We start from the raw sequence: 12,358 nt of genomic DNA, 5'->3' as shown, positions 1-12,358 counted from the left end.
AGCCGTTAGCGGTTGACCCAGACGCGTGCGAAGAAGCGGCGGGCAGGTTCCTCGACGAGCGCGTAGGAGGCGGCGGCCACCGGAATCGACAGTGCGACCGTGACAATGGTGACACTGAGCAGATGGCCGGTAAATAGCTTCACGCCAAGCAGCGGGAATGCAATGGAGAGCATCGCCACGTGCCAGAGGAAGATACCGTACGACCAGCGCCCCAGCGCCTGCATGATGGGGTGTTCGAGGAAGCGCGACTCCGGCGCCATCGTCCAGGGGCCGATGATGGCGGCACCGAATACCAGACCGCACAGTAGGCGGCGGGTGAATTCCCAGTTGGTGAGCTCGACAAGCCCTTCGGGGCCCAGGTAGGAAGCCAGGACCAGCGCACCAACGGCGATCGCCAGCCACAGCGAACGGCGGCGCGCCCAGCGCTGCATGGTTTCCACCTTCGCGCGGGCGGCATCGGTATCGACGCCCTGGAGCGATTCCAGCTCGGCGAGAATCATGCCAGCTGCGAACCAGGAAAAGTATGCAATCGGCTGAATATGTGGGTTAACGCCTTCCAGGTACGGCAGTGGCAGGTAGGGCCAGCCGAAGCTCAAGATCGCGAGCAGGGAAATCGCCACTATACGGCGCCCCTGCTGGCGATGCGGGTCCAACCGGCTAAGCCCAATGGCAAACAGCGGCAGCGAGATGTAGAACGCGACCTCCACCGACAACGACCACAGGTGCGTCAACCCGCCGTGCAGCGAGCCGGAGAAATACACCTGTGTCAGCGTCAGGTTTGTCAGCCAGATCTTGAGATCCGCGCCGCGCCCCACCGGCAGTGCGATGAGCACAATAAGCACCAGCACCCAGTACGCGGGCATAATGCGCGCGACGCGCTTCTTGTAGTACTTCGCCCAGCTCTTCTTCCGTCCGCCGTCGGCATCGGACAATGCTTTACGACGGGGAATTCCGCCGTAACCCGAGCGGTGAGAACGCCACAACAGGAATCCCGATAGCACGAAGAAAACGGCCACGAAGAAGTCGAAGCGGCCGAGGATGCGCTCCCACAGGGCTCCGACATCATGCCCGGTCTGGAATGCGACGTGCGTGCCGATGATGCCCATCGAAGCCACAGCTCGCAGGCCCTCCAGCGAAGGCAGGAAGCCTGGGCGGAATGTGGTGGCAGAGCTCGATGCTGTACTCGATGCAGAGCTGAATCCCGAGCTGGATGCAGTGCTCGGCGTAGAGTTCGGCACAGAGCTCAACGCTGTGTCTTGCCCAACGTTTGGCGCTGCCGCAGATGCCTTGGACGTCATAGTACTTTCTTACACGGATACCGGAATGAGTAAAATCACTTGTATTTTATTATGAAATAAGTCCTGTTCAGGCTGGTTTTTCCAAAACTCTTTTGTTTTCCCGACAAGTTATTTTTAAAAAACACACCACATAACTCCTAACTTCCTGCTAGGTTTTGCAGCAGAAAGTTACGTACAGTTAAAGGACTATCCGCTGATGAAGAGAACTCTCGGACATGCACTGATTATTATCGGTGCTGCATTGATTGTCATTGCCGTCCTTCTGCCAACCTTCCTGGTTCCTCGCCTCCGGGTCATCCCACTTGACACTGTGAGCGATACCATCACGGAGGTGCGCGACGGCACTCTGTTGGACTCCAGCCAGCTGGGCAAGAATGAGCCAACGCCAAACCGCAAGAATGACCCGCGCTGCAAGGCAGAGACGGACGAAGAGAAGCGCGATCTTCCGGTCCACTGCTTCATCAACGACAAGACTCCGATGCAGTCGAAGCGCCACGTTGAAATTGAGGAGCCGGCTGACGACAAGATCGCAACTCTCCAGGTCGGTACCACTCTGCTGCGCGATGACCTCGAAGAGCCGAAGAACCTTATCAATGCGACCCTCGACCGCATCACTGTTGACCGCAGCACTGCGTACCCGGTAGATGACCCGATCTCCAGCGTTGCTATTAACGCACCGCAGGGTGGTTCGGACACCAAGCCGCCGACGTTCACCCGTCCGGGCATCCAGTACCAGTTCCCGTTTGGTGCTGAGAAGAAGTCCTACCCGTACTACGACGTCCAGGCGATGCGTAACTTCGAGATTGACTTCGTCGGTGAGGAAACTCAGGATGGCGTCAAGGTCTACAAGTACTCCATGACCGTTCCGCCGCAGAACCTCTACGAGTCCCTGACCGAGCACTTCACTCGCGACGGCCGCAAGCTCACCGAGGCTGACAAGTCCTCGCTGGCTTCCATGCGCCTGAGCTTCCCGGCTCCCAAGTGGGGCCTGGAGGGTGACGACGACGTCGAGTTGGATCGTTACTACACCAACGTCCGTACTGTTCGCGTCGAGCCGACTTCTGGCGTGATTGTCAACGGTACTGAAGAGATGTTCATGTTCTACGCCAAGGACGACAAGGAAGCTGAAGAAATTGCTTCCAAGGCTGGCCGTGAAAAGGAGGCCAAGGAGCAGAACCGTACCGCGATGAAGTACACCGCTCAGTGGGACGAAGGCTCCAAGGGCCGCCAGATGGACCGCGCTAAGGAGGCACGTAAGTCGCTGACTATCGGTGGCACTGTCGCACCGTGGATCCTCGGTATCCTCGGCCTGGTTCTCATCGTGATTGGCTTCCGTGTTCGCAGCAGGTCCGCCTAAGAAGCCAAACTACGGTGCCACAGGCTCTCGCTTACCCTAAGTTTCACTGAGGAAAGCGAAAAATAATTTAATATAGGGCACGTGACACAACGTTTCCGCACTACTCTGACCCAGTCGGCTCGCTCTCATTCGGAGCGAGTCGCCTGGCTTTTTGTGTTGTCGTGGATTCTCTTGCTGACCGCTGCCGTGTGCTGGCCTCTCTTTGTGCCCCACAAGGCCCCGGCTGATGGTCGCTTTGGGGCACCGATGTTTCTGCTGCGCGACATGGTCATCCCCAATCACCCACCGCTTACCGACGCGGCCCTGGGACTCGGCCCCGCTGCGGCACGAGCTGTTCCGCAGGACACCGCACTGTGGGCACTGGGCTACTTTGTGGATGCCAGCCATTGGGTGCGCTTCGGCATGGTGGGCGCCTGTTTGATTGGTGGTCTTGCGGCTGCTGAGCTCGCCCGCAGGCTCACTCGTCACGGTGCTAGCGCCAGTAGCGCATCCGGTGCGGGCCTTGTACCCATGAATCCGAGCTTGGCCAGCCAGCTGATTGCACCGACGATGCTGCTATGGAGCCCGTTCGTGGTCGAGCGTTTACTCCAGGGACAGTGGTCACTGGTCATCGCCGTATTGCTACTTCCGGCAGTTGTTCTGGCAACGCAGGTGGGTAGTGCTTTTTGGCGCACCAGTGCAATTGCCGCTGCGGGCCTCACACCGACCGGTGCCCTTTTGGCTGGTATCACCGGCATTGTTGCCGCGCGCAATAACCGCGACCGCGCTTGGGTTGCGGCCACAACAGTGGCGGTCAGTTCACCGTGGCTGGTTGCGTCTTTGCTGAACCCGAGTGCAGCTGGGTCCTCCGATGTTGCTGGCGCTGCCGCATTTGCGGCCAGAGCAGAGGCTCACGTCGGCACGCTCGGCAGCCTGTTGGGGCTGGCCGGTATCTGGAATAAGCAGGCTGTGCCGCTAACTCGCGAGGCTGGTTTTTCGGCGATCATGGTGCTGGTGCTCTTGGTACTCATGGGTCTGGGATTCCGTCGTGTCTGGCATTCGCAGGAGCGCTGGCGGGGGCTGATTATCACCGGCGCCGTGAGCATTGTGCTCGTCGCTCTCGCCGCAACAACGCCGGGCATTTTGATGATGGGTTGGGCGCTCGAGCACATCCCGGGGGCGGGTCTGCTTCGTGATGCACAAAAGTGGATCGCGCTCGCTGTCCCCGCCTATGTCATCCTCGCCGCCAGCGGTGCGGAGTACCTGGCACGCCGCGCTCGCAGCGCCACCGCCAATATCGGCCAGTGGTTGGCTACTGGCGTCAGCGCGCTCATCATCATTGCCGCTGTCCCCACGCTGCCCGCCGATGTCGCTCCACTCCGCCCCATTCCGTCATGGGAGGGCTGGTCGGCGGTTTCCGGTGTCGTCGCGCTTGACGACGATCGCGTTGCGGTTCTACCTGCCGGTTCTTACCGCATTATTAATGGGCGTCCTGTCCTCGACCCGGCTACGAAGATTTTGCCCGCTCCGGTGGTGAGCTCTGGCGAACTGATTGTCTCTGGGCAGTCGGTGTCTGGCGAGGGAGCCACAACCGTTGAGCGCACGCTGCTCGGTGGTGCGAAGAGGCAGGAGGAGCTTGAGTCTGCGCTCCAGAGCCTTCGAGACCAAGGCGTTGGCTGGGTCCTAGTGGAGAACTCGCCCGGCAACTTCGGCGACTCCGCTGACATTGTGGCAGCGTTAGATCCCGTCTATGAAACACCTGACCTGCAGCTCTACCATGTCCCCGGTGTTATCGAGCCGGCCACACAACCAAGCCAGGGGGCCTATGCAGCTGCGTGGACAGCCTTTGGAATCTGGACTCTTTGCCTACTCGCTGGGCTGCTGGCGGGGCTACTGACTGGAGTAATGGAAGCGCTACTGCCCCGCCGCAGGTAGCAACTTGTCCAGTGTTGGGTTTTCCAAGACATTCAGAACTGCCTCACCGGTCTTGTCCCAGCCAAATTCCGCGGCACGGGCGACGCAGGCCTTGGACATTGCGCGATGCAGTTCGCCGTTATCGAGAATCTGTCGTGTCTTGGCAATCAGGTCAGCTTCATCGCTGGCCAGCAGGCCAGTTTCGCCGTCGTTGACCGAATCGCGCAAGCCCGCCGAGGAGCGGTAACCGACCGTCGGCACGCCGTGCTGCGCTGATTCGATGACGGCGAGCCCCCAACCCTCCTTGCGCGAAGGCATCAGGTGCAGACACGCCTTGGAGAGGATGCGGTGTTTGTCCGCCTCGGTGACCTGCCCGTGGAAGACGACGTGGTCCGAAACGCCCTTGTCACGGGCATATTCCACGAGGTTGTCGTGCCACCAACCCGAACCAATAACATCGAGAATCGCACCTGGACGATCTTGTACAAGATCTGCAAGCACATCGATGGCGTGCTCAATCTGCTTATGCGGAACCAATCGCGACAGCGTCACCAAATGCGGTGCTGGACCGTCGCACTCGGATAGGTCCGCCATGATTTCGGTCGACTGCAACTCCTCCGGAATCGGGTCCACACCATTGCGGATTACCGCGATGCGCCCCGGCGACACTCCGAGTTCCACTAGCTCAGCGGCACTTGGCTCGGAAACGGTGATGTAGCGGCAGCGGCGGTGAATCATCGGCGACAGACGCGACTCGATGAACCACCCAAGCTTGCTAATAATCGGCCCTGCCACTGGCCACTGTTCGCGGTGACAGTGATGTGTCAGCAGCACCGTCGGTGCGCCGGAGAAAATCCGCGCGAAAAAGGGGACACCGTTTTGGGTATCGACCACGACATCCGGCTTGCCGCCGAGCGCCTTGGCAATTGGGCCCACGCCAAGTCGCGCACCCAGCATCGCGGTCCAGGAGCGCACGTAGACGGAGAAGTTTCCACCAGCGCGGGAGAAAGTCACACCGTCACGACGCGAAAGGGCTGGTGCGCCTGGGTAGTTGGCCGTGCGGAACACCACAGTATGGCCTTGATCGGCAAGGTAACCTGCGACGCGCTCCAAATAGCGCTCACTACCTCCACCTTCGGGATGGCCGGTGTCGCGCCAACACAACAGTAAGATTTTCATAACAATATGAGCCTAACGCTCGGCGCGGCTTTCGTTGCCGCTTTAGCTCAAATCCATACTCCCAGACCCAACCAGTCCATTAGATTGTTTGACGTGACCAGCTTTCGCTTTCCCGCTTTTATCGTCCCGCCCGCCCTGAAAGAGCTGCGCAGCTTTGCTACGCTGTCACGCTCATTCGGCCTGCTCAACGACTTCAAATATGAGCAAACCGATCCCGATATCTTCTACGGGCACCTGGCCGAGGACACCATCGGCCTCCTAGAAGGCATCGTGGCTGGCGCGGATGGTTCAGCGGGTACCGCTGGTACGGCGGGGACGACGGGCGCAGGGGGGCCGGCGGGCACGTCGTCAAGCGTTACGACGAATACCGCACTGCGTGGCAAGCGCATCCTTGATGTCGGCGGCGGCCCTGGATACTTTGGCCGAGCATTTGCCCAGCGTGGCGTGGAGTATTACACCTGCGAACCTGATGTGGGCGAGATGGCGGCGGCAGGTATCAAGCTGGAGTCGTCGGTACGCGGATCGGGGCTGGAACTGCCGTTTCGCGATGACGCATTTGACCTGACGTACTCGTCGAATGTCGCCGAGCATGTGCCTGAGCCGTGGACGATGGGCGAGGAAATGCTGCGCGTGACCAAGCCGGGTGGACTGGTCGTTTACTCGTACACCATTTGGTACGGTCCGTTCGGTGGCCACGAGATGGGGATGACGCACTACCTGGGCGGCGACCGAGCGCGGCGCATGTATGAGAAGAAGCACGGCAAGCGACCGAAGAACTACTTTGGCGAGTCCCTGTTCAAGGTCGGTTGCGGTGAAGGGTTGGAGTGGGCGCACGCTGCCGCGGAGGCCGGCGACTGCGAACTGCTGGCCGCGTTCCCGCGCTACCACCCGTGGTGGGCCTGGTGGATGGTGCACGTGCCGGGGCTGCGCGAGTTCGCGGTATCGAATCTGGTGCTGGTGCTGCGGAAGCGGTAGGGGGTTGGCGCTGAGCGACAAGGTGATCGTCGAGATTGACGCTGGCGGCACTCCCTCCTCCTCTACCCCCGCCCAGCTTTGCCCGTCGCGTGTTCCCCTGACTTCGTATCGTCTGCCACTAGACTGGGAGCTCAAGCATTTTTACTGATTGAGCGGGGATTTTCACTATGAGTGACGCAGACCGGGCACAGCTGCACAGGACTATTTGGAACATCGCCAACGACTTGCGTGGCAGCGTGGATGGTTGGGATTTTAAGTCTTATGTGCTCGGCATGATGTTCTACCGCTTTATCTCGGAGAAGCTCTCCGAGTACATCGATGACGGCGAACGCGCCGCTGGCAATGAGGACGCGGATTACGCTTCCCTTTCTGACAAGGATGCTGAGTGGGGACGCACCAGTATCGTCGAGGAAAAGGGCTACTTCATTTTGCCCTCTGAGTTGTTTACCAACGTCTGCAAACAGGCAGCTGACGAACACTACCGCGAGAACCTCAATGAGCGACTGCAGCAGGTATTCAAAAATATCGAAGCATCTGCAAAAGGCACCGCTAGCGAAAGCGATCTTCAAGGGCTTTTCGACGACATCAACCTGGACAGCAACAAGCTTGGCAACTCGGTCATCGAACGCAATAACAAGATCTACGATCTGATGAAGCATATCGGCAATATGCCTCTCACGGTTAAAGCCGATGACAACTCCATCGACCTATTCGGTGATGCCTACGAATACTTGATGGGCATGTACGCCTCTCAGGCAGGCAAGTCCGGTGGCGAGTACTACACGCCGCAGGAAGTCTCTGAGCTGCTGACTCGAATCACTGTGGTGGGCAAGAAGAGTGTGAACAGGGTGTATGACCCGGCTGTTGGCTCCGGTTCACTGCTGTTGAAGTTCAAGAAGGTGCTGGGCGTGGGCGGTGTCCGCGAGGGCTACTACGGCCAGGAAATCAACCTGACCACGTATAACCTTGCGCGCATCAACATGTTTTTGCACGATGTGAACTTCGACAATTTCGACATTGCGCTGGGCAATACACTCACTGAACCTGCACACTGGGATAACCAGCCGTTTGAGGCAATCGTGTCCAACCCGCCCTACTCCATCAAGTGGGAGGGCGATAACAATCCTCTGCTGATTAACGATCCGCGCTACGCACCGGCAGGCGTCCTGGCGCCGAAGTCAAAGGCTGACTTGGCGTTCACCATGCATATTCTCTCGTGGCTGGCGACGAACGGCACGGCCGCAATTGTTGAGTTCCCCGGTGTGCTTTACCGCGGCGGTGCGGAGAAGAAGATCCGCAAGTACCTGGTGGATAACAACTATGTGGATACGGTTATCCAGTTGCCGCCGGATCTTTTCTTCGGCACCACAATCGCGACCTGCATCATCGTGTTGAAGAAGTCGAAGAAGGACAATTCGGTTCTCTTCATCGATGCCTCCGCAGAGTTTGAGCGCAGTGGTAACAAGAACCGACTGAATGACAAGAACCAGAAGAAGATTCTGGATGCCTTCACTGCCCGAGAGGATGTGGAGTATTTCACCAAGCTGGTGCCCGCTGAGGAGATTGCGGATAACGACTACAACATCGCAGTTTCCTCCTACGTCGAACCCGAGGACACCCGCGAGATCATAGACATCGTAGAGCTGAATAAGCAGATCGTTGGCATTGTGGAGCGCCAGCGCCAGCTGCGCGAGGCAATCGATGAGATTGTGGCAGATCTTGAGGGAACCCGCACCGATGTCTGACATGAACGGCGACATGAGCATGGCGTCTGCGGGCGAGCTGGTGATGTTCCGCACGGACGACGGCGCGACACGCATTGAGGTACGGCTTGTCAACGAAACCGTGTGGCTCACCCAGGCCCAGATGGTGGAGCTGTTTCAATCGTCGAAGGCGAACGTCTCCGAACATATTAGGAATGTCTTTGCGGAAGGCGAGCTTCCCAGGTCAGAGGCAACTGTTCGGAAATTCCGAACAGTTCAACTCGAAGGCTCAAGGGAAGTTTCGCGCGAGCGGGAGCACTATAACCTCGACGTGATTATCTCCGTGGGCTACCGAGTGAGGTCCTTGCGGGGTACTCAGTTCCGGCAGTGGGCACTAGGCGTTTTGCGCGAATATCTGATCAAGGGCTTCGCCATGGACGATGAGCGCCTGAAAGAGGGCGGTGGCGGAACATACTGGCGTGAATTGCTGGAGCGTATCCGCGATATTCGCTCTAGTGAGAAGGTCATTCATCGCCAGGTTCTAGATTTGTACGCCACCAGCGTGGATTACGATCCACGGGCCGCTGTGAGTAAGCAGTTCTTTGCGACGGTCCAGAATAAACTTCATTTTGGTGCTCACGGCCACACGGCAGCCGAGGTGGTTTACGAGCGTTCGGATGCCACAAAGCCAAACATGGGGTTGACCAATTGGAAGGGCGAGCGCATCACCAAGGCTGAGGTGGAGATTGCCAAAAACTACCTTGCCGAGGACGAGCTAAAACGCCTAAATACCTTGGTTTCTGCCTACTTCGACGCGGCAGAATTCCGTGCCCAGATGCACCAACCGACGTACATGGCGGACTGGATGGATCACCTCACCACAATGATTGCGGCCATGGGTGGCAAGTCCTTGGAGGGAGCAGGAACGGTTTCCCACCGCCAAGCGGTACAGAAGGCCCATGCGGAATACGAGAAGTACAAATCAGTGATTGATACCCAACCGAGTGGTGTGGAACGGGACTATCTCAAGGAAATCACTGCAGTTCAGAAGCAGATCCAGCAACCACCGAAGGAGCAGAAGTGAACCAGATTGAAAAGCTCATCGAGGAACTCTGCCCGGATGGTGTGGAGTACAAACCGCTGGGCGAATTAACGATCGCACTACCCGGCCTCAAAGGTAAAAAGAAAACAGACTTTTCAAACGGAAACGCACCATTCATTAGTTACAAGAATGTATTTTCCAATATTTCTACTCAGTTAGATTCTTCTGATTACGTTAAAGTAGGAGATCAAGAAAAGCAGAATCATCTGCTTTTAGGCGATATTCTCATCACAGGGTCATCAGAATCCACTGAAGATGTAGGACTTACATCAGTCGTAACTAAAGCGCCTTCGAAACCAATTTATCTCAATAGTTTTTGCTTCATACTTCGTCCCATAAGTAATGAATTTTTCAACCCTGATTTCGCTAAGCATCTATTCAGATCGGAGTACATAAGACAGCAAATTAGAAGGTGCTCGAACGGTGTCACCAGGATAAACATCTCCAAACCCCGCCTCGCGAGAATAACAATCCCGGTTCCACCTCTAGAAATTCAGAAAGAAATTGTAAAAATCCTCGACACCTTCCAATCGCTGGAAGCGGAGCTGGAAGCGGAGCTGGAAGCTAGGAAAAAGCAGTATGAATTTTATCGTGACCAACTGCTGACATTTACCGAGAGCGAGAGAGTCCGGTGGGTGACCTTGAACGAAGTAGCCCAACGTGTTTCCTCTGGTGGTACACCTCGGTCCGGGACAAAAGAGTTTTACAACGGCTCAATCCCGTGGTTACGTACCCAAGACATCGACTACAGGGACGTCTATAAAACCTCAGTATCAATTACTGAGGCAGGCCTCAATTCATCTTCTGCGAAATGGGTCCCAGAAAACTCCGTAATTGTGGCGATGTACGGTGCTACAGCAGCGAAAGTCGCAGTTAACAAGATTCCACTGACCACCAATCAAGCATGCTGCAACATAACTGTGGATAGTAATATCGCACACTATCGATACGTCTATCACTGGATTGCTAAACAATACTTTATTTTGAAAAACCTAGGTGAAGGTTCTCAAAATAATCTCAACGCGAGAAAGATTAAGAACTTCCCCATCCCCGTCCCTCCCCTCGAAGAACAGCAGCGCATCGTGAATATTCTCGACAAGTTCGATGCACTCGTGAACGACCTCACCTCCGGTCTGCCTGCCGAAATTGAAGCTCGCCGGAAGCAGTACGAGTTCTACCGGGATCAACTACTCACATTTAAGGAGCTTTCGGCATAAACCAGGACGGCGTCGGCGAGTCCCAGCGGGACGTCGGACTTCCCTCGCTCCATCAGGTCAGCAATACTTCCGCATTCATCGCCCACCTCCGGATTGTCAGATTAGGCAGTGCCTAATCTGACAATGATTTCGGTTTCTACAGAGACCTTGACGGATTAGTGAGCCGATACCTGCGCGATCGGCCGTTGCCAATGGCAGTGACAATGCCGGTTTCTACCATGACGTCGATACAGGCCTTCACTGTGCCGCGGGAGCTTCCAGACAGAACCATGAGGTCACTTGTAGCGATATCCCCAACCTCACACAGCCACAACATCGCTGCTTTCTGGAGTTCATCCTGATCGGTGGTGAGGTACCGCGCAGGCAAGAATGGCGTCGGTTCAGCTTTGCGCAAGATTGCTCGGCATGTTTCGCCAAGCACCCACACTCCAGCATGGGGGACAATCAGCGGTTCACCCAGTACCGTCGTTTGTCGGGCTGCATCCAGGGCATTGTGAGCCGATTCAGGCCCGGCTTGCAGCCCACGCGCTACTTCCGCAACCGTGACAAATGGACGCTGAAAAAGTAGATACAACACGATTGCAATGCGGTAATCTTCCTGCCGTGCTTGAGGGATTATCCTTGACATCAGCTCAAGAACGGGCAGCACGGGACTGCCACCCACCAAAGTCGTTTCCACAAACGGGCCCGCTACTTCTTCAATGGTGGGCGGCCGATGCCCCAGGGCAATCATCGATTGGTACATGCGATCCACCCCAACACCCTGCTTGTCTACGAGCCCAATTGCGCGATACACATCAGCCAGAGCGGGGTAACGAGCAGAACGGTTACTTAACACATTGTTTTCGGTGATTGCTCCTGGAAAACCACCGGGGCTTCGCACAATCAAGGTGCTGTCGAGCTCAATCCATCGCACATCAATGGCTTCGCTTCGATTCCAATCGCGGTGAATCATGGCATTTAGCATCGCCTCACGCACTGCACCGCGTGGAATCTCTGGTACCGGCTTATGTACGAACCCCTCCACCACAGTGTTGTTTTTATTCACCACATTCAGAGCCTGCTCTATGTACGCAAGCTGCTCAAGACACGACTTCTCAGGTTCCGGCACCACTCTGTTAAGCACCTGACCACCGTGAACATCAAAAATGCTGAGCTCAATAACCGTACGCCCTGCCGAAGTAAATAGCTGCTTTCCTGCCATTGATAGGAATCCATTGGCATCAAGAGCACCAATGCCGTGCAGCACTTCTTGGTCGGTAAGCTCGGCAAACACTGGGTCCCATTTCCTGGCCAACGCCAGGGCACCGGGACGGACATCGGAAAGTGTTGCGGCACTAACCTGCGCCATTGAATCAAAGCCGTCCTGCGCACGCCGATACTCCCACCATTCCGACCGGTCCACCGGCTTGCACGAATCACCAACACGCCAACGCAGCCTATTCCCAGTATCTTCAACGGGTTCAGAGGCTGCCGCAACATAGATGACAAGCACCCGCTGGCCCTGCACGGTCAAGTCCGACGGAGTGGTGTTTCTGCCTTTCGTTGAAACAAGCAGTGTGATGGCGTCAGGGACCGGCACGTGCTTGGTGCTGTGACTGGTTCATGCGACCTCCTTGGTGGTGGTGTCGGCG

The 12,358-nt window shown here is 56.8% G+C and carries 8 protein-coding genes and 1 pseudogene; 6 read left to right on the top strand and 3 right to left on the bottom strand.

All coding sequences use genetic code 11. The annotated features are described in order from the left end of the window. Nucleotides 1-5: 5 nt before the first annotated feature. Nucleotides 6-1,298, bottom strand: a complete 1,293-nt coding sequence (locus tag NQ014_RS10020) for an acyltransferase (protein WP_257075140.1) — start codon at nt 1,296-1,298, stop codon at nt 6-8. A gap of 196 nt (nt 1,299-1,494) precedes the next feature. On the opposite strand from NQ014_RS10020, the gene NQ014_RS10015 reads away from it, so the two are divergent. After that, nucleotides 1,495-2,655 carry a DUF3068 domain-containing protein gene (locus NQ014_RS10015; protein WP_257075138.1) on the top strand — a complete coding sequence of 387 codons (1,161 nt, stop codon included), beginning with the start codon at nt 1,495-1,497 and terminating at the stop codon, nt 2,653-2,655. 81 nt (nt 2,656-2,736) lie between these two features. Then, entirely contained in the window at nt 2,737-4,569 is a 1,833-nt protein-coding gene (locus NQ014_RS10010) for a hypothetical protein (RefSeq protein ID WP_257075137.1), read from the top strand. Here NQ014_RS10010 and NQ014_RS10005 read toward each other — a convergent pair. Further along, on the bottom strand, nt 4,549-5,727 hold the full coding sequence (locus NQ014_RS10005; protein WP_257075136.1) for a glycosyltransferase family 4 protein: 1,179 nt from the start codon (nt 5,725-5,727) through the stop codon (nt 4,549-4,551). The two genes, NQ014_RS10010 and NQ014_RS10005, sit on opposite strands and share 21 nt — an antisense overlap. A 93-nt stretch (nt 5,728-5,820) precedes the next feature. Here NQ014_RS10005 and NQ014_RS10000 point away from each other — a divergent pair, with 93 nt between their 5' ends. The 4 genes from NQ014_RS10000 to NQ014_RS11010 all read left to right on the top strand — a co-directional run bounded on the left by NQ014_RS10000 (nt 5,821) and on the right by NQ014_RS11010 (nt 10,724). Further along, nucleotides 5,821-6,702: a class I SAM-dependent methyltransferase gene (locus NQ014_RS10000; RefSeq protein ID WP_257075134.1), complete on the top strand. Its 882-nt coding sequence runs from the start codon at nt 5,821-5,823 to the stop codon at nt 6,700-6,702. A 167-nt stretch (nt 6,703-6,869) separates the two neighbouring features. Continuing rightward, nucleotides 6,870-8,447 carry a type I restriction-modification system subunit M gene (locus NQ014_RS09995; protein ID WP_257075132.1) on the top strand — a complete coding sequence of 526 codons (1,578 nt, stop codon included), beginning with the start codon at nt 6,870-6,872 and terminating at the stop codon, nt 8,445-8,447. Continuing rightward, entirely contained in the window at nt 8,440-9,489 is a 1,050-nt protein-coding gene (locus tag NQ014_RS09990) for a virulence RhuM family protein (RefSeq protein WP_257075130.1), read from the top strand. The genes NQ014_RS09995 and NQ014_RS09990 overlap by 8 nt, the downstream gene beginning before the upstream one ends. Beyond that, on the top strand, nt 9,486-10,724 hold the full coding sequence (locus tag NQ014_RS11010) for a restriction endonuclease subunit S (protein WP_257075128.1): 1,239 nt from the start codon (nt 9,486-9,488) through the stop codon (nt 10,722-10,724). Before NQ014_RS09990 ends, NQ014_RS11010 begins: the two co-directional genes overlap by 4 nt. Before the next feature lie 136 nt (nt 10,725-10,860). On the opposite strand, the pseudogene NQ014_RS09980 reads toward NQ014_RS11010, so the two are convergent. Beyond that, nucleotides 10,861-12,234 (bottom strand): annotated as a pseudogene (locus tag NQ014_RS09980) (DUF5635 domain-containing protein); the annotation flags it as partial. Nucleotides 12,235-12,358 lie beyond the last annotated feature (124 nt).

Origin of the sequence: Corynebacterium sp. 5QC2CO, assembly GCF_024580435.1 — a bacterium.
Lineage (GTDB): Bacteria > Actinomycetota > Actinomycetes > Mycobacteriales > Mycobacteriaceae > Corynebacterium > Corynebacterium jeikeium_D.
Note: the sequence above shows the minus strand (reverse complement) of the source record. Positions and strands in the feature narration are given on the sequence as shown.

Bases quoted from the DNA above. Each gene is read 5' to 3' on its own strand.
- NQ014_RS10015 (WP_257075138.1), top strand. From the start codon at position 1,495: ATGAAGAGAACTCTCGGACATGCACTGATTATTATCGGTGCTGCATTG.
- NQ014_RS09990 (WP_257075130.1), top strand. From the start codon at position 8,440: ATGTCTGACATGAACGGCGACATGAGCATGGCGTCTGCGGGCGAGCTG.
- NQ014_RS09995 (WP_257075132.1), top strand. From the start codon at position 6,870: ATGAGTGACGCAGACCGGGCACAGCTGCACAGGACTATTTGGAACATC.
- NQ014_RS10020 (WP_257075140.1), bottom strand. From the start codon at position 1,298: ATGACGTCCAAGGCATCTGCGGCAGCGCCAAACGTTGGGCAAGACACA.
- NQ014_RS10005 (WP_257075136.1), bottom strand. From the start codon at position 5,727: ATGAAAATCTTACTGTTGTGTTGGCGCGACACCGGCCATCCCGAAGGT.